Annotated in this window: 15 protein-coding genes and 1 tRNA gene; 13 read left to right on the forward strand and 3 right to left on the reverse strand. The window is 54.3% G+C overall.

Annotated features, from left to right (window positions below):
* Positions 1-6: 6 nt before the first annotated feature.
* From ACI0CA_RS06060 to ACI0CA_RS06070, 3 genes are all read left to right on the forward strand, one after another.
* A complete protein-coding gene (locus ACI0CA_RS06060; protein ID WP_395506483.1) occupies positions 7-825 on the forward strand; it encodes an SDR family oxidoreductase in 819 nt (272 codons plus the stop codon).
* Positions 826-1,237: 412 nt separating this feature from the next.
* Positions 1,238-2,083: a hypothetical protein gene (locus ACI0CA_RS06065; protein WP_446806460.1), complete on the forward strand. Its 846-nt coding sequence runs from the start codon at positions 1,238-1,240 to the stop codon at positions 2,081-2,083.
* A 184-nt stretch (positions 2,084-2,267) separates the two neighbouring features.
* A complete protein-coding gene (locus ACI0CA_RS06070; RefSeq protein WP_446806459.1) occupies positions 2,268-4,019 on the forward strand; it encodes a Na/Pi cotransporter family protein in 1,752 nt (583 codons plus the stop codon).
* A gap of 158 nt (positions 4,020-4,177) precedes the next feature.
* Here the strand turns inward: ACI0CA_RS06070 and ACI0CA_RS06075 are convergent, their stop codons facing one another.
* From ACI0CA_RS06075 to ACI0CA_RS06085, 3 genes are all read right to left on the reverse strand, one after another.
* Positions 4,178-5,191, reverse strand: a complete 1,014-nt coding sequence (locus ACI0CA_RS06075; protein ID WP_349201533.1) for a prepilin-type N-terminal cleavage/methylation domain-containing protein — start codon at positions 5,189-5,191, stop codon at positions 4,178-4,180.
* 127 nt (positions 5,192-5,318) lie between these two features.
* Positions 5,319-5,396: transfer RNA gene (locus ACI0CA_RS06080), tRNA-Pro, on the reverse strand.
* Positions 5,397-5,486: 90 nt separating this feature from the next.
* Positions 5,487-6,131: a gamma-glutamyl-gamma-aminobutyrate hydrolase family protein gene (locus ACI0CA_RS06085; protein ID WP_308448126.1), complete on the reverse strand. Its 645-nt coding sequence runs from the start codon at positions 6,129-6,131 to the stop codon at positions 5,487-5,489.
* Between the two features lie 112 nt (positions 6,132-6,243).
* On the opposite strand from ACI0CA_RS06085, the gene ACI0CA_RS06090 reads away from it, so the two are divergent.
* The 10 genes from ACI0CA_RS06090 (at position 6,244) to ACI0CA_RS06135 (ending at position 17,343) form a co-directional block, all read left to right on the forward strand.
* Positions 6,244-7,113 (forward strand): M15 family metallopeptidase, encoded by an 870-nt coding sequence (locus tag ACI0CA_RS06090; protein WP_308448127.1) that lies wholly within the window; start codon positions 6,244-6,246, stop codon positions 7,111-7,113.
* Between the two features lie 155 nt (positions 7,114-7,268).
* Complete coding sequence (gene gltX, locus ACI0CA_RS06095; RefSeq protein ID WP_308448128.1) at positions 7,269-8,717, forward strand: glutamate--tRNA ligase; 1,449 nt, start codon at positions 7,269-7,271, stop codon at positions 8,715-8,717.
* A gap of 43 nt (positions 8,718-8,760) precedes the next feature.
* Complete coding sequence (locus ACI0CA_RS06100; protein ID WP_308448129.1) at positions 8,761-10,452, forward strand: glutamine--tRNA ligase/YqeY domain fusion protein; 1,692 nt, start codon at positions 8,761-8,763, stop codon at positions 10,450-10,452.
* 175 nt (positions 10,453-10,627) lie between these two features.
* Positions 10,628-11,623 (forward strand): biotin--[acetyl-CoA-carboxylase] ligase, encoded by a 996-nt coding sequence (locus ACI0CA_RS06105; RefSeq protein WP_308448130.1) that lies wholly within the window; start codon positions 10,628-10,630, stop codon positions 11,621-11,623.
* Positions 11,624-11,667: 44 nt separating this feature from the next.
* Complete coding sequence (locus ACI0CA_RS06110) at positions 11,668-12,219, forward strand: biotin transporter BioY (protein ID WP_308448131.1); 552 nt, start codon at positions 11,668-11,670, stop codon at positions 12,217-12,219.
* 164 nt (positions 12,220-12,383) lie between these two features.
* A complete protein-coding gene (locus tag ACI0CA_RS06115; protein WP_176821211.1) occupies positions 12,384-12,581 on the forward strand; it encodes a DUF951 domain-containing protein in 198 nt (65 codons plus the stop codon).
* 50 nt (positions 12,582-12,631) lie between these two features.
* Positions 12,632-13,711: a peptide chain release factor 1 gene (gene prfA, locus ACI0CA_RS06120; protein ID WP_176821212.1), complete on the forward strand. Its 1,080-nt coding sequence runs from the start codon at positions 12,632-12,634 to the stop codon at positions 13,709-13,711.
* Positions 13,708-15,333 (forward strand): L-threonylcarbamoyladenylate synthase, encoded by a 1,626-nt coding sequence (locus tag ACI0CA_RS06125; RefSeq protein WP_446806458.1) that lies wholly within the window; start codon positions 13,708-13,710, stop codon positions 15,331-15,333. The genes prfA and ACI0CA_RS06125 overlap by 4 nt, the downstream gene beginning before the upstream one ends.
* A gap of 41 nt (positions 15,334-15,374) precedes the next feature.
* A complete protein-coding gene (locus tag ACI0CA_RS06130) occupies positions 15,375-15,938 on the forward strand; it encodes a lytic transglycosylase domain-containing protein (protein ID WP_446806457.1) in 564 nt (187 codons plus the stop codon).
* Positions 15,931-17,343 (forward strand): aminopeptidase, encoded by a 1,413-nt coding sequence (locus tag ACI0CA_RS06135; protein ID WP_446806456.1) that lies wholly within the window; start codon positions 15,931-15,933, stop codon positions 17,341-17,343. Before ACI0CA_RS06130 ends, ACI0CA_RS06135 begins: the two co-directional genes overlap by 8 nt.
* Positions 17,344-17,462: the final 119 nt, after the last annotated feature.

Below are 17,462 nucleotides of genomic sequence, written 5' to 3' on the forward strand. Positions count from 1 at the left end.
TTTATCATGAAAATTCTGTTGACCGGCGCAAATGGCTTTGTAGGGGCACGCATCCGTGCGGCGGCGCCCGTTATTTGTGCGCCGTCTCTGCGCGGGGCGGAAAAAGAGGATATCGACCGCCTCATCGACACCGTGCAACCGGACGCCATCCTTCACACCGCGGCAATCTCGGACATCGGTGCGTGTGCCAAAGACCCGGAAGGATCATACCACGCAAACGTTTTGGTGCCGGAGTATTTGGCCAAAGCCGCAAACGGTGCGAAGCTCGTGTTGTTCAGCTCCGATCAGGTGTACAGCGGCGCAAAGGGCGATAAGCCGTTTACGGAAGACGACGTTGCGACCGCAAATCTCTACGCCGAAGAGAAGTTGGAAATGGAAAATCGCGTTCTCGCGATCGACCCGAACGCCGTCATGCTGCGTGCGACGTGGATGTATGACATGCCCATGTTCGGCGTGCCGAACCGCAGCAACCTCATCACGATGTTCCTGAACGCCGCCATCACCCAAAAGCCGCTTGCACTTTCCAAAGAGGAATTTCGCGGCATCACCTATGTGCGCGAGGTTGCAGAGCAGACCTTGCAGGCTGTGAATTTGCCCGGTGGCGCGTATAACTTCGGCAGTGAGGCAGACGTCTCCATGTACGCGCTTGCGGAGCTGTTTATGAAAAAAACAGGCATGAAGCTCAATTTGCAGGAAAAGTCCGGCGGCGAAAACCTCTGGATGAATTGTGCAAAGCTCAAAAATGCCGGCGGTGGATTTGAGACGACTGCCGAAGGCCTTGCGACGTGCATGGAGGACTATAATCTTTCGCTGCTCGGCCGATAACAAAACGAAAATCTCCTTTGAAGCCCGGTTTTATGGGTTCTTCAAAGGAGATTTTTAAGTGATCGAAATCTAATTATGTCAATAGCTTTATGTAAACTAAATTATGTAAAATTAAAGAAATTTGTCGAGCGCATGGGCGCGTTCACAGGCCGCACGCACCAGTTCCGGCTGCATGCGCAGCACGCCGAGCTCGCCCACGACCTCCGCAGAGCTCGAAATCCTTTTGTCTCACAACAGATCAGAAAGATAGGCTAAATGGTCCGATGGGCTGTTTAGCCGTAAGAAACCCTATCAAGAGGTTCCTTAAAAAGACATGAAGAATGCAAAAAGCCACAAGCTCAAAAGTGTCATTTAAACCCCCTTCGGCATAACTTGTACAAGGGGCAAGTCCCCGAAAACAAGGAGGGGTTTTATGGCATCTTTTACAAATTTCGCGACGCTTTCGTATAACGGAGGCACAACGAATTCCAACACCGTCACGGGCGAGCTTTTGGAGACCTTGACCGTCACCAAAACCGCCGTGGTGAAAAATTACGCCGCAAACGATAAGATTACGTATATCATTTCTATCGTAAACAGCGGTGCGCAGCCGGTGACAAATCTCACGGTCACCGATAACCTCGGCGCGTATGAATTTAATAGCGGGACCGTCTATCCGCTCGCGTATGTGCCGAATTCTGTTCGGTATTATGTAAACGGCGTCTTGCAGACCGCGCCCACCGCAACGCAGGGGCCGCCGCTCGTCATTACGATCCCGAATGTCCCCACAAACGGCAGCATCATGCTCGTTTACGAGGCAGAGGTCACAGCGTATGCACCGCTCGGCACGGACGGCAGCATCACGAATACCGCAAATGTCACGGACGGCAATCTGGAAGTCAGCGCGTCGGAAACGGTCTCCACGGAGGATCGCGCGGTGCTCACCATCAGCAAAGCGCTGTGTCCTGCGGTCGTCACGGGGAACGGGCAGATTACGTATACGTTCGTCATCGAAAACACGGGCAACACCGAAGCTTCCGAAGCCGAGCGCATCGTGCTGACCGATACGTTTGACCCAATCCTCAAAAACATTGCGGTCACGTTTAACGGCACCGCTTGGGCAGCAGGTACGCAGTACACGTATGGCGAAACGACCGGCGTGTTCGCAACGCTTCCGGGGCAGATCACCGTTCCCGCTGCGCAGTATACGCAAAACGAAAACGGCACATGGGCCACAACACCCGGCACCGCGGAGGTTGTTATCACCGGCACCGTGTAAAGCAAAATTCAGCAGGACGCATAGCGTAGATATCCTCCGGCTTTTCGCCGGGGGATATTCATGCTTTGTGTCGTTTTTTAACAAGCGATTTTACATGGATTTTACAAAGAACATACAGTTGATTTGACATAGACACGATATACTCCTATACGTGTAAAAGAATGTTAAAAGGGGAAAATCGGGTATGGATATTTTCAATGTACTGACGATGATCGGCGGGCTGTGTCTTTTCCTGTTCGGCATGAACCTGATGGGGCAGGCCTTGGAGCGCCGCGCGGGCGGAAAGCTGCAAAGCTTGCTCGATAAAATGACCGGCAGTGTACCGGCGGGCTTTTTGACGGGCCTCGGCATCACAGCCATCATTCAAAGCTCGTCGGCGACGACAGTCATGGTAGTGGGCTTCGTAAACTCCGGGCTCATGACACTGCGGCAAGCCATCAACGTTATCATGGGCGCGAATGTGGGCACCACCGTCACGGCGTGGCTGTTGAGCCTTGCGGGCATCAGCGGCAGCAATATTTGGGTGAGTCTTTTAAAGCCGTCATCCTTCACGCCTGTTTTGGCGCTCATCGGCATCATTTTCTATATGTTCTGCAAGTCCGGTAAAAAGAAAGATACCGGCATGATCCTGCTCGGCTTTGCGACCTTGATGTTTGGCATGGAAACCATGAGTGGCGCGGTTTCGGGTCTTAAAGATGTCCCGGCGTTCGCTTCGCTGTTTCTGATGTTCAAAAATCCGATTCTTGGCGTGCTTGCGGGCGCGCTTTTGACAGGTATCATCCAGTCCAGCTCAGCTTCCGTGGGCATTTTGCAGGCATTGGCCGTAACGGGGCAGGTCAGCTACGCGGCGGCTATCCCGATTATCATGGGCCAGAATATCGGTACCTGCGTTACGGCGCTGATCTCCTCCGTGGGCACACAGAAGAACGCAAAGCGCGCGGCAGTTGTCCATTTGATGTTCAACGTTATCGGCGTGGTCGTGTTACTGACGGCCTTCTGGATTGTAAAGATCGTGTTTGCACCGGCTATTCTGGATGAAAACGCCACCATGTCCGGCATCGCGATTGCGCACTCGCTCTTTAATATCCTGTGCACGGCGATGCTGCTGCCGGCAGGCGGCCTGCTTGAAAAGCTCGCAATCCGCATCGTGCCGGATAAGGGCGGCAAAGAGCAGCCTGTTGAGCTTGAAGAGCGTCTGCTCATCACACCGTCCGTCGCGCTCGGCCGCTGCCGTGCCGTTGCGGGCGAAATGGCACGCTGCGCAGGCGAAGCGCTGCATATGGCGTTGACGACCTTTGAAAATTATTCGCCGGAGCTTACGGAATCCATCCGTGAAAACGAGAGCCGCTGCGACCGCTACGAAGACGAGCTTGGCACGTACCTGGTGCGCCTGAGCGCCCAGCAGCTGAGCGATGCCGAAAGCGAAGAAGCCACCGAATTATTAAAAATTATCGGCGATTTTGAGCGTATCTCCGACCACGCCGTGAACCTGCTTGCGGCATCGGAAGAGCTGCGCAGCAAGGGACTTGGCTTCAGCGCCGCCGCAGAAAAAGAGCTGAAGGTGCTCATCGGCGCGGTGAGTGAGATATTGAATACGGCAGAGCGCGCGTTCAGCGAAAAAGACCTTGCGGCCGCCGCACAGGTAGAGCCGCTGAAACAGGTCATCGTTGCACTGAAGGAGCAGATGCGCACGCGCCATATTCTGCGCATGCAGCAGGGTCATTGCAGTATTGAAGCGGGCTTCGTATGGTCCGACCTGCTGACGGATCTCGAGCGAACGGCTGACCACTGCTCCAACATCGCCGGCTGTGTTCTGGATGCGGCAAACCACGGTCTTAATCTGCACGAAACGCTGCGCGCCATGCGTGCCGACGACCCCGACTTCCGCCGCGCCTACGGCACCTACGCGGAAAAATACCGCTTGCAGGCAGTATAACTACATAATCAATCAAGTAAAAAAGAGACAGTCTGCTTTGATATGTACCCCAATACTGGACACCCGGTATGGGGGCATATCACTTTAGGCTGTCTCTTTTTGTATTTGACGAAGTTGCTGAGAATGCTGATTTAGAGGTTGTAGCGGAATAGAGCATTTTAAGACTGGGACCGGCGTACGGAATCGTATTTGGATTCACTCAATGCTTTGAGGTAGGCATCGTAAGCCGCTTCCAACGAAGGAAACTTTTCTCCGTTTTTCAGGGTTTGCTTATACTGGCTCGGCGTAAGCGATTCCGAGATGGTGACATACTTCTTGCCGTTTCGCTTACCGGTCGTGGTTTCGGAAACATAATATTTTCCGTCACCGGTTTGAATAATTACGGGGATTTCCTTTTCGGCCCCGACCTTATCCGTGTTCAGAGATGTCCAGAAAAGATACCGATTTGCTTCTTGTCCCTCTTTTCCGCTGCCAAGATAGGCCCATGTGCAATCAGGCTGCTGCAAAAGACTGTTATTCAGCTTTTTAATCTCTGCGGTAATGGATGGAACATATTGCGAATCCGGACATCTGGAGTCAAACTCAAAGTTTGTATTGGTTTTTATGCTGCCGTTTTTCCAAAATTCTGTATCGTATAGAAGTGGGAAGAAATCCGTTACGTTTGTGTTAAACGGGTATTTAGGTGTAGATGGATCGGCTTTTCCGCTCCAATTGAGAATGATTCCGTAATCTTCCTTATACGATACGACACAGGTTCCGTTTGGCGCAGCAACGCCTTTCCAGTTAACCGTGTCTCCTTGGTTTTTGTAATGGACGATACCGCCGATATTCACAGGGTCCAATGATTTCCAGTCGGCCTGCTTCTGTTTTAGGTTGACGGTTACGGTAGCCTCGGAATCTCCGAGCAACGCCTCTGTGGACACCTGTGCATAAGCGGAGCGGACATTTGCAAGATCTGTCGCTTCTCTGGTTTTTTCAAGCTGTGACGCAAATACCGGAATTGCAACTGCAATCAATACGGCGATGATTGCAATGACAATTAGCATTTCCATCAATGTGAATCCGTTTTTGTTTTGCTTCATTATGATCCCTGCTTTATCTTCGATAGAACAAATATATGGTAAAAATAAACATCTAAATTCATCATCGGAGGTCTCCGCAATATTTTCCACCGGAAAGAATTTCTGCGAAAAAAGATGATTAAATCGTATGGTAAAGACCCATGGAATCCAAAATCTTTATAAAAAGGAACTGGACACCAATCAAGATACGCGTCGTATCGAAATTGGTGTCCAGTTATGGTCCGAGTGACAGGAGTTGAACCTGCGGCCTCTTGAACCCCATTCAAGCGCGCTACCAAAACTGCGCTACACCCGGATAACGAATTTATTATACACGATGCCCGGGAAAAAAGCAAGCAGTTTTTTCACAATTTTATGCGGAAGCGGAAAATAGAGGAAAGCGGCTTTAAATCAGACTCAGAAAATAGCGAAACAGCTTTTCGCCGTTCACTGCATCGGGGCGGCGGTGCGCAAAGCCGATGCGCTCCGGGTGAAACTGCACGCCGATCACTTTGCCGTTTTCATGGATAAAGCCCTCGTTGATGCCGTCGTCGCTGACGCACAGAGGGATAAGTCCCGCGCCGAGCTTACCTGCGGCCTGATGGTGTGCACTGTTCACGGGGAATTCTTCGCCGTAAAATTCGCGCATCAGATCATGCTGCGCGCGTACCGTGTGAATGGCGTCGCCGGTCTCTTTTGCCGCCATGTGGTGCTGCGGGTCCGGCACATTCTGAATGAGGTCGCCGCCGAATGCCACGTTCAGCACCTGGTGCCCTCTGCAAATGCCGAATACCGGCTTGCCCGCTGCAAAAAAGCATTTTGCAAGCGCAATCTCGTCTGCATCACGGCTGTCATCGATGCCTTCGCTCGCCGTGTTTTCCTGCCCATAGAGCACAGGATTTACATCGGCGCCGCCGGGGATCAGCAGGCCGTCGCAAGTGTCTGCGTCGGAAAGTGTCATCGAGATTACCGGCTCCGCGCCGCAAGCCGTCAGCGCCGCCACATAATTTGCAAAATCGCCGGGGTTGCCGCGCATAAAGATCCTTTTCATCAAGGTCACTCCTTCAAAATGAAAAAAAGATGAAAAAACAATTTAGAAACTATGGATTAGTATACCAGTTATGTGGTATACTTGCAATAGAAGATACGAAAGAAAAGGGAGCATGAACGTGGCAAAGCACATGGCGGGGCCGCAAGGTGGACATTACAGATTAAAACAGCCGCAAAAACGGGAGAAGCATAACAGGATTCCCGCACGTGTACTGAAATCGCGTGCACGGCTTTTGCTTAGTGGGGCAGGGTGCATTGCGGCTGTGCTTATCATCACAGCGTTGCTTGCCATGCCGCATCAAAATGCAGAGCCCATAGAAGCTGCTGCCTCGCCGGAAGCGGTACCGAGCACCGCTGCGGAGAGCATTTCAGCCAAAGCAAGTGTGCTTTCTAAAACGACCTCCACTCCCGAATCTGCCTTTCAGCAGCTCGGCGATTGGCGCCTCGTGCTCGTGAACAGCGAAGTGCCGCTGCCGGACGATTTCCAAATGACCCCGACGCTGTTCGATACCATCACCGTCAACTCCAAAATGTACCCGGGGCTCACGGCGCTTATCAATGCAGCGTATAACGACGAGATCAATTTGTGGGTTGCCTCGGGATATCGCAGCGTGGAGGAGCAGGAAAGCGTGCTGGATCGCGCCGTGCAGCGCCGCATGGCAGACGGCATGACCTATGAAAACGCGTATGAAGACGCGCGGATCACCATTCAGGCGCCGGGGTACAGCGAGCATCACACCGGCCTTGCGGTTGATTTCAACGACGTTGAAGACGATTTCCGCGAGACGAAAGCCTACACATGGCTGCAGGAGCACGCCGCAGAATACGGCTTTGTCGAGCGCTACCCCAAAGGTAAGGAGAGCATCACCGGCATCGATTACGAGCCGTGGCATTACCGCTACGTCGGCAAGGAGCACGCGCAGCGCATGAACGAGCTTAACATGTGTCTTGAAGAGTACGTGGCGTTCCTCAAGGGCGATTAAGAACAGAAAACGGGAAAAAGATGGCGCTTTTTCCCGTTTTTTTATTGCAAAATTCTGCGCACAGATATATAATAGAACATTATATGATGGTGTAGTATTCTTTCATGCCGGCGGCATGGAGAGCAACGCACCGAAAAACCAAGGAGGTTGTTTTAATGGTTCGCACACGCTTTGCGCCGAGCCCCACCGGTTTCATGCACGTCGGAAACCTCAGAACGGCGCTGTACGAGTATCTGGTGGCGAAGTCCCAAAACGGCACGTTTGTGCTCAGAATTGAAGACACAGATCAGGAGCGCTATGTAGAAGGCGCAACAGACGTTATATATAATACACTGCAGCAAGTCGGTCTGCAGCATGACGAAGGACCGGACATCGGCGGCGAATACGGCCCGTATGTACAGAGCGAACGCAAGGATATTTATAAACCCTACGCAGAGCAGCTTGTGCGCGAGGGCAAGGCATACTATTGCTTCTGCACCAAAGAGCGCCTCGAGTCCATTCATCAGGACGGCGAGTTCGGCGGCTACGACCGTCATTGCCGCGACCTGCCCGCAGAGGAAATTCGGAAGAACCTCGACGCCGGTATGCCGTATGTCATTCGTCAGCGTGTGCCGCTCGAGGGCTCCACGTCCTTTGAAGACGCCGTTTACGGCACCATCACGATCGAAAACAAAGAGATCGAAGATCAGGTGCTTTTAAAGTCCGACGGCTACCCGACCTACAACTTTGCAAACGTCATCGACGACCACCTCATGCACATTACGCACGTCGTGCGCGGCTGCGAGTACCTCACCTCTACACCGAAGTACAACATGCTCTACGACGCGTTCGGCTGGGAAAAGCCGATTTATGTGCACCTGCCGCTCATCATGGGCAAAAATGAAGACGGCTCCGTCTCAAAGCTTTCGAAGCGCCACGGTTCCACAAGCTTTCAGGGCCTCCTCGAAGACGGCTACCTCGCACCGGTCATCACGAACTACATCGCGCTGCTCGGCTGGTGCCCGAAGGACAACCGGGAAATTTTCTCGCTGAAAGAGCTCGAAGAAGCATTCTCCATCGACGGCATCAGCAAATCGCCCGCCGTGTTCGATTACGATAAGCTCCTGTGGTTCAACGGCGAATACATCCGCAAGATGAGCGGGGAAGAGTTCCGCACCGCGGCGATGCCGTACTACAAAGAGATTTTCGGCGACGCAGAAAAGCCGTACGACGTGCTCGACGCCATTTTGCAGCCGCGTATTTTGAAGTTTAAGGAAATCCCGAGCCTGCTCGGCTTCTTCAAAGAGCTGCCGGAATATTCCGCAGACCTCTTCATAAACAAAAAGAGCAAGGCAACGCTCGAGAACGCGCCCGTCATGCTGCGTGCCGCCATCGAGACGCTGTCCGCCATCGAAAACTGGCAGGTTGATACCATCCACGATGCACTCATTGCCCTCGCACAGAGCCTCGAAGTGAAAAACGGCACTCTGCTGTGGCCGGTACGCATCGCGGCGGCAGGCCAGACCGTTACCCCCGGCGGCGCTATGGAAATTCTCGCCGTGCTCGGCAAAGAGGAGGCACTGCGCCGTTTACAGCTCGGCCTTCAAAAGATCGAGAACGCATAAAGCAAGAAGAAAAACCTGATATTAGGAAAGGTATGGACAAATTATGAGTGAAGAGATCAAAAACGAAGCGGTCTCCGAGGAGATCAGCAGCAGTTTTATCGATGATTTTATTATAGAAGACCTCGCAGAAGGCGGCCGCTGCGAAGGCATGAAGGTGCACACCCGTTTCCCGCCGGAGCCGAACGGCTACCTGCACATCGGCCACGCCAAGGCGATCTACGTCGATTTCGGCACTGCAGAGCGCTTTAACGGCATCTGTAACCTGCGCATGGACGACACGAACCCCACAAAGGAAGACGTGGAGTACGTCGATGCCATCAAGGAAGATATCCACTGGCTCGGCTACGATTGGGAAGACCGCTTCTACTATGCTTCCGATTATTTTGAAGATATGTACAACGGCGCCGTAGAGCTCATCAAAAAGGGTCTTGCCTATGTTTGCGAGCTCACGCCTGACCAGATGCGTGAAATGCGCGGCGACCTCACCACCCCGGCGCAGAGTCCGTACCGTGACCGTCCGATGGAGGAGAGTCTCGACCTGTTTGCCCGCATGCGCGCCGGCGAGTTTGAAGACGGCAGAATGACGCTCCGCGCAAAGATTGACCTCGCTTCCGGCAACTTCAATATGCGCGACCCGGTCATCTACCGCATCAACCACATGCCGCACCATCGCACCGGTACCAAATGGTGCATCTACCCGATGTACGACTTCGCGCACCCCATCGAGGACGCCATGGAGCACATCACGCACTCGCTGTGTTCGTTGGAATTTGAGGATCACCGTCCGCTGTACGATTGGGTTATCAACAACGTCACGCTGCCCGCAAAGCCGCGTCAGATCGAGTTTGCCCGCCTCGGCATCAACAACACTGTCATGAGCAAACGCAAGCTGCGCGCACTCGTCGAAGGCGGTTATGTCAGCGGCTGGGACGACCCGAGAATGCCCACCATCTGCGGCCTGCGCCGCCGCGGCTACACCCCGGCCTCCATTCGCAATTTCAGCGTGCGCAACGGTGTTTCCAAGGTGAACTCTACCGTGGAATACAGCTTTCTCGAGCACTGCCTGCGCGAAGACCTGAACCTCACGGCAAAGCGCGTCATGGGCGTTCTGAACCCCGTAAAGCTCATTTTGACGAACTATCCCGAAGATAGGACCGAGACGTTCGAGGTCGAGAATAATCCGAACCGTCCCGAAGACGGTACCCGCACGGTTACGTTCGGCCGCGAGCTGTACATTGAAGCCGAAGACTTCATGGAGACCCCTGTAAAGGGCTATTTCCGCCTTTTCCCGGGAAATGAAGTGCGCCTCAAGACCACTTATGTTGTCAAATGTACCGGCTGTAAAAAGGACGAAAACGGCAACGTCGTCGAGGTCTATGCGGAGTATGACCCCGAGTCCCGCGGCGGCAACCCGGCAGACGGCCGCAAGATCAAGAGCACCATCCACTGGGTGGACGCGAAGAACGCCGAAGACGCCGAAATTCGCCTCTATGATAACCTCTTTACTGTGGAAGACCCGGATGCAGGCGATTTCTTAGAGCTTTTAAACCCGGATTCCCTCAAGGTCCTCACGGGCTGCAAGGTGGAAGCGGGCCTCAAAACCGCAAAGCCGGGCGAGAGCTTCCAGTTCATGCGTCAGGGCTATTTCTGCGTGGATAACAAGGATTCCGCAGAAGACCACCTTGTCTTCAACCGCTCCGTTTCGCTGAAGGACGGCTTCAAAAAAAAGAAGTAATGGAATAGTTGTCCGCACAGTGCAAAACCATGCGCTGTGCGGGCTTTTGTTGTTCCATTCAATCGGTGTTTTGTCATTCGTCACCTTAATTTTAATTTTAGGTTGACGAAACGCTTTGTGTGTGGTAAACTGGTAGACGAAATTTTCGCTGCCGGTTTTGCCGGAAAGGAAATTTATGCGCATACAAGATGCAGTTTTAGACGCGCTTGAAAAAAATCGCGGAGAATACCTCTCCGGCGAGCAGCTTGCGTCGTCGCTCGGCGTTTCCCGCAATGCCGTGTGGAAAGCCATTCAAAAGCTTGAAGAAGCCGGGCATAAAATTCGCGCCGTGCCAAAGCGCGGCTACACGCTGGCGCCGGAAAGCGATGTGCTCACCGTGCAGAGTGTCTCACGGTTCCTCGATACCGATATGCCGGTTTACTTGCAGGTGCAGACCGAAGTCACCTCTACCAATACGCTTTTAAAGGCACAGGCGGAGCAGGGCGCGCCGGAGGGTACCGTGCTCATTGCGGAATCGCAGACGGCAGGCAAGGGCAGGCTCGGTCGGCACTTCACGTCGCCGCCGGGTACAGGTATTTATTTCAGCCTGCTGCTCCGCCCGCACTGCACCGCTGAAAAATCGCTTTTCATCACGACTACCGCAGCGGTCGCCGTGTGCGAAGCCATTGAGCAGGTCACGGGGCTAAACCCGCAAATCAAATGGGTGAACGATGTTTACCTCAACGAGAAAAAGGTCTGCGGCATTTTAACGGAAGCTTCCGTCGATTTTGAAAACGGCGGTCTCAACTGGGCCGTGCTCGGCATCGGCATCAACATCGCTGTGCCGGAAGAGGGCTTCCCGGAGGAGATTCGCTCCATCGCCGGTGCTATTTTCGACGGCCCGTGCCCCGTGGAGATGCGCAGCCGCATTTCGGCTGCCGTCATCAGCCGCTTTTTCGCGCTGTATAAGAACCTCGGCTCAAACGCGTTCATCGAATCGTACCGCAGCCATTCGTTCCTCACCGGCCGCGCCATCACGTTCTCGCTCGGGGAGGAGACGTACCGCGGTGTCGTCACCGGTATCAGCGACGAAGCGCACCTGCTCGTCCGTCTCGATAGCGGCGAGGAGCGCGCGTTTTCCGCAGGCGAGGTGCAGATCCACAAGGGCTTTGCAAACCCAAAAGCCGAATAAACTGCTTAGTGTGCCGTATTCCGAAATGAATAGGGGTAAATAACATGAACAGCAACAGAGAGAAAATCACCAATATCGTCATGGTCGGCGTATTCGCCGCCGTGCTCGCCGTTTTGTCACAGATTTCGTTCCCGCTGCCGAGCGGCATCCCGGTCACCTTACAGACCTTCGCGGTCGCCCTGTGCGGCTATGCACTCGGCTGTAAGCGCGGCACGCTCGCCGTGCTCGTCTATATCGTGCTCGGCGCTGTCGGTCTGCCGGTGTTTGCAAACTTCTCCGGCGGCTTCGGTTCGCTTGTCGGTCTCGCGGGCGGCTACATCTACGGCTTTCTGCCCATGGCTGCGCTGTGCGGTCTCGGCACAAAAATGCCGCACCGTGTGCTCGCCATTGTACTCGGTGTTGCGGGTCTTGCGGCTTGCCATCTGTGCGGCACGATTCAGTTCGGCATTATCTCCGGCAACGGCCCGTGGGCGGCGTTCCTTGTGGCCTCCGTGCCGTATCTCGTCAAGGACATCGTCTCCGTTGCGGCGGCTTACGGCGTAGCGACTGCTCTCAGTTTCGCGCTGAAGAAGAGCGGCATTCACATCGCAGCGTAAAAGCGTTTCACAAAGCGTTTGGAATAAAATAGAAACCGAAAAGGCCGTCTGCAAGGGAAAGTCCCGCGCAGGCGGTCTTTTGCTTTGACATCAATACAGCATTGTGCTATACTGAATTTTCAAGGGAGCATTCGCGCCCAATACACGATAAAGGAGGCTGTACCATGGATGTTCGGGTAGGCGACAAATTACAAATGAAAAAGCCGCACCCCTGCGGGACAAACGTGTTTGAAGTGCTGCGCATCGGCGCGGATTTTAAAATCCGCTGCACCGGCTGCGGCAGAGAAGTCATGGTGCCCCGCCACAAGTGTGAAAAGAACATTCGCAAGATCGTGCGCGAAAGTGCCGGCAGCGAGCAGTAGCGCCTCTCAGACCGTTTCATTTTACTATCTGTCTGAAAGGAAGCTTTGCTATGTTTGAAAATCTCTCGGTTTTTGAAAACCGATATGAAGAGCTTAATATGAAGCTCTATGATCCCGCCGTTGCGGCAGACCGCAATCTCTACCGCGACCTCATGAAGGAGCACAAAGAAATCGAACCCATCGTGGAGAAATACCGCGCCTTAAAAAAGGCCGAAGCATCGCTCGAGGATGCCGAAGCGATTTTAAACGACTCCGAAGCCGATAAAGAGCTGCGCCAAATGGCGAGCGACGAGATGAGCGCCGCCAAAAGCGATATCGAAAGCATCTCGGAAGAACTCAAAATTTTATTATTGCCTCGCGACCCCAACGACGACCGCAGTGTTATCGTGGAAATCCGCGGCGGCGCAGGCGGCGAGGAAGCGGCACTGTTCGCCTATAACCTTTACCGCATGTACAACATGTACGCCGAAAAGCGCGGCTGGAAAACGGAGATCGTCAGCCTGAATGAAACGGAGCTTGGCGGCTTTAAGGAAGTCAGCTTCACAATCGACGGTGACGGCGCGTATTCCAGATTAAAATTTGAAAGCGGCGTGCACCGCGTGCAGCGCGTGCCGGAAACGGAAACGCAGGGCCGCATCCACACAAGCACCGCTACGGTCGCCGTTTTGCCGGAAGCCGATGAGGTCGAGCTCGAGATCGACCCGAAAGATTTAAAGATTGATACATTCCGCTCCAGCGGCGCGGGCGGGCAGCACATCAACAAAACGTCGTCTGCCATCCGTGTTACGCACCTGCCCACCGGCACGGTCGTCGAGTGTCAGGACGAGCGCAGCCAGTACAAAAACAAAGATAAAGCCCTGCGCGTCCTGCGTGCCCGACTGTTAGACGCTAAGGTGGCGGCGCAAAACGCCGAGATTGCCGCAAACCGCAAAAGTCAGGTCGGCACCGGCGACCGTTCGGAGCGCATCCGTACCTACAACTACCCGCAGCTGCGCGTGACCGATCACCGCATAGGCCTGACAATCTACCGCCTGTTCGACGTCTTAAACGGTGACCTCGATGAAATCATTGACGCACTCATCGCCGCAGACCGCGCCGAAAAATTGAAAGAGAGCATGGAGAACGGATGAACATGGATACGCGATTATTGGATGAAAAAAACGAACAGGATATAAAAGAAGCGGGGAAGATTCTGCGCCGCGGCGGCCTTGTCGCCATCCCCACGGAGACCGTCTACGGCCTCGCCGGCAATGCGCTGGACCCTACCGTCTCCGCACAGATCTACAAAGTGAAGGGTCGCCCGTCGGATAATCCGCTCATCGTGCATATCGCGGATATCAAAGAATTGCCTGCGCTTGTCGAAGAGATTCCCGAAGCTGCCAAAAAGCTTGCAGATGCCTTTTGGCCGGGCCCGCTTACCATCATCATGAAAAAATCGCCGCTTGTGCCGATGCAGACGACCGGCGGTCTCGATACGGTTGCTGTCCGTATGCCGTCCGATCCCACCGCGCGGGCGATCATTAACGCCGCAGGTGTGCCGCTTGCCGCGCCGTCCGCGAATCTCTCCGGCCTGCCCAGCCCCACATCATTCCCGCATGTGTGCGATGATCTCATGGGCCGCGTAGACGGCATCGTGAACGGCGGCGACTGCGAGGTCGGCGTGGAGTCCACCGTTATCACCGTCGTCACCGAGGTACCGCGTGTGCTGCGCCCGGGCGGCATTTCCGTAGAGCAGCTGCGCCGCGTGCTCGGCAGGGTAGACGTGGACCGCGCCGTACTGGAAAAGCCTGCGGAAAACGCCAAGGTTGCCTCGCCCGGCATGAAATACAAGCACTACGCGCCGAAAGCGGATGTCTACATGGTGGACGCTTCCGCCGAAGACTACGCCGCGTTTTTGCATACGCACCCCGAAGCAGCTGCACTTTGCTTTAACGAAGACGTGCCGTACCTCAAAAACCGGTGCGTGCCCTACGGCAGCGCCGCAGATTCCCTTTCGCAGGCGCACGGGCTTTTCACGTCACTCCATCACCTCGATGAGATCGGCGCAAAGACCGTTTACGCCCGTATGCCGCGCAAAAGCGGCGTAGGCCTTGCGGTTTATAACCGTCTCATTCGCGCTTGTGCGTTCCGCATCGTGACGCCGAACGAGCAGCTTGTCATCGGCCTTACGGGACAGACCGGCGCGGGCAAATCGACGGTCGCAAAGCAGCTTAAGGCGCGCGGCTGCGTCGTCATCGACTGCGACGCCGTTACGCACGATCCGTCTCTTTATGCAGGAACATGTCTTACGGAGTTGCAAAATGCGTTCGGCCGTGCTATTATAAAGAAAGACGGCAGTTTAGACCGCCGCCGTCTCGCAAACCTCGCGTTTGCAAGCGAAGAGGGCAAGACGAAGCTGAATGCCATCACGCATCCCGTGATTTTAACACGTCTCAAAAAGGAGATTGCCGCATATAAAGATGCAAAGGTCATCGTGCTCGACGCTCCGACGCTGTTTGAAGCCGGTGCAGATCGCCTTTGCCGCCGCGTGGTCTCCGTTCTTGCGGATGAAACCGTGCGTCTTGGGCGCATCTGCCGCCGCGACGGTCTCACGGAGCAGGAGGCCCTGACTCGCATGCACGCCCAGCAGAGCGACGATTTTTACATCGACCGCTCCGATTACACACTCGATAATACCGTCGCTGTTTCGGCGGACGATATGGATAATATGCTCGCAGTGCTCGGCTGCGCACACCCCGGTGAATCCGATTGAATAAGAGAAGCAAACATTTAAAAAAGTCCAAAAAGAAGCCCTTGTGGCCATGGATTCTTATCGCCGGCATTGCAGCTGCCGTGCTCGTTGTTTTCGCGGTGCAAAGGCTGCATCCCGATGTAGACCACATGCTTTACCCGCGCAAGTACGGATCCATCGTCAAAAAAGAAGCGAAGGAGTACGACTTGCCGCAAAGCCTTGTCTATGCCGTCATCAAGGCGGAAAGCGATTTCGACCCCGAGGCGGAGTCCCCGGTCGGCGCGCTCGGGCTTATGCAGATGATGCCCGAAACGTTTGATTGGATGCAAACGCATATCGGCGGGGAATATGACGCAAGCGCTTTGCTCGACCCTGAAATCAGCATCAAATACGGCTGTGCGCTGCTGCGCGTGCTTTTAAACGAGTACGACAGCCTCGCCACAGCGGTCTGCGCCTACAATGCAGGCATGGGAAACGTTACGTCGTGGCTTTCGGACCCCGCATATTCCGAAGACGGAGTGACCTTAAAAGAAATTCCGTTTGAAGAAACGCGTCTTTACGTCCAGAAAGTCCTTCAGTATAAAGAAACTTACGAAAAATTGTATGGGGGAATTGGAAATGGCTAAAAAAGCAGCGGAAAAATCCGCAAAAGAGCTGTCCGAAATGCTCCTCAACCCGCGCAAGAACGGCTTTTTCAAGGTCACAGATGAGAAGATCGAAAAAGCAGATAAGTTCTGCGAAGGCTACAAGGCATTTTTAAACAGCGCCAAAACCGAGCGCGAATCCGTTGAGTACGCGGTCGCGGCTGCAGAAAAGCACGGCTTTGTACCGTTCGACCCGAAGCACAAGTATGCGGCGGGCGACAAAGTGTATTACAACAATCGCGGTAAAGCAATTTGCCTTGCCATCATGGGTAAAGAGGGCTGCAAAAACGGCGTTCGCATTGCCGCAGCACACATCGATAACCCGCGTCTCGACTTAAAGCCCATCCCGCTTTATGAATCCACCGAGATGGCGTACCTCAAAACGCACTACTACGGCGGCATCAAAAAGTACCAGTGGACGGCGATTCCGCTCGCCATGCACGGCGTTGTCGTGAAGAGCGACGGCACGGTCATCAAGGTCTGCATCGGTGAAGAAGCGGGCGATCCGCAGTTCACCATCACAGACATTTTGCCGCACCTCGGTCAGGATCAGGCTACAAAGCCGCTGGGTACTGCCTTTACAGGCGAAGACCTTAACATCCTCATCGGCAGCCGCCCGGTTCGCGACGAGGAGGCTAAGGATGCATATAAGCTGAACATCATGCGTCTCTTAAACGAGAAGTACGGCATCATAGAAGCCGACCTCATCTCCGCAGAGATTGAGTTCGTCCCGGCGTTCAAGGCGGTGGATATCGGCTTTGACCGCAGCCTCGTCGGCGCTTACGGCCATGATGACCGCGTCTGCGCATACCCGGCACTTGAAGCTATCCTCAACTGCAAGAACCCGGTGCAGACCGTCGTCACCGTGCTCACCGATAAGGAAGAAACCGGCAGCGACGGCAACACGGGCCTCAACTCCGAGTACATGCGTTACTTCATCGCTGACCTTGCGCAGGCAGAGGGCGAAGAGCCGCGCCACGTGCTCTCCAAGTCCACCTGCATTTCCGCCGATGTCACCGCGGCATATGATCCGCATTATGCTTCCGCTTACGAGGCACAGAACTCCACTTACATCAACGGCGGTTTGGGCATAGCTAAGTACACCGGCGCACGCGGCAAGGGCGGTACGTCCGACGCGAACGCAGAGTTCGTCGCCAAAATCCGCCGCACGTTTGACGATGCGGGCGTGCTTTGGCAGATCGGCGAGCTCGGCAAGGTCGATCAGGGCGGCGGCGGCACGGTCGCAAAGTTCATCGCGAACCTCAATGTCGACGTGCTCGACATCGGTGTGCCGGTGCTCTCCATGCACGCACCGTTTGAGGTTGTCTCTAAGCTCGATGTCTACATGGCCTACAAGGGCTTCAAGGCGTTCTTCGACGAGAAGTAAACTGTAAAGCAAAATAGCATTACATAAAATTCAAAAAGCTGTGCGTAAAGCGATAAAACTTTACACGCAGCTTTTTTTATCTCTTCAAGCAAAAAGCCCGCCGCAAAGCGCCGCAGGCC

The organism is Hominenteromicrobium mulieris (assembly GCF_046197855.1).
GTDB lineage: Bacteria > Bacillota > Clostridia > Oscillospirales > Acutalibacteraceae > Hominenteromicrobium > Hominenteromicrobium mulieris.

Coding starts and splice junctions, on each gene's coding strand:
- gltX (WP_308448128.1), top strand. CDS start 7,269: ATGGTTCGCACACGCTTTGCGCCGAGCCCCACCGGTTTCATGCACGTC.
- prfA (WP_176821212.1), top strand. CDS start 12,632: ATGTTTGAAAATCTCTCGGTTTTTGAAAACCGATATGAAGAGCTTAAT.
- ACI0CA_RS06090 (WP_308448127.1), top strand. CDS start 6,244: ATGAACGTGGCAAAGCACATGGCGGGGCCGCAAGGTGGACATTACAGA.
- ACI0CA_RS06060 (WP_395506483.1), top strand. CDS start 7: ATGAAAATTCTGTTGACCGGCGCAAATGGCTTTGTAGGGGCACGCATC.
- ACI0CA_RS06105 (WP_308448130.1), top strand. CDS start 10,628: ATGCGCATACAAGATGCAGTTTTAGACGCGCTTGAAAAAAATCGCGGA.
- ACI0CA_RS06085 (WP_308448126.1), bottom strand. CDS start 6,131: ATGAAAAGGATCTTTATGCGCGGCAACCCCGGCGATTTTGCAAATTAT.
- ACI0CA_RS06065 (WP_446806460.1), top strand. CDS start 1,238: ATGGCATCTTTTACAAATTTCGCGACGCTTTCGTATAACGGAGGCACA.
- ACI0CA_RS06125 (WP_446806458.1), top strand. CDS start 13,708: ATGAACATGGATACGCGATTATTGGATGAAAAAAACGAACAGGATATA.
- ACI0CA_RS06100 (WP_308448129.1), top strand. CDS start 8,761: ATGAGTGAAGAGATCAAAAACGAAGCGGTCTCCGAGGAGATCAGCAGC.
- ACI0CA_RS06110 (WP_308448131.1), top strand. CDS start 11,668: ATGAACAGCAACAGAGAGAAAATCACCAATATCGTCATGGTCGGCGTA.
- ACI0CA_RS06115 (WP_176821211.1), top strand. CDS start 12,384: ATGGATGTTCGGGTAGGCGACAAATTACAAATGAAAAAGCCGCACCCC.
- ACI0CA_RS06135 (WP_446806456.1), top strand. CDS start 15,931: ATGGCTAAAAAAGCAGCGGAAAAATCCGCAAAAGAGCTGTCCGAAATG.
- ACI0CA_RS06070 (WP_446806459.1), top strand. CDS start 2,268: ATGGATATTTTCAATGTACTGACGATGATCGGCGGGCTGTGTCTTTTC.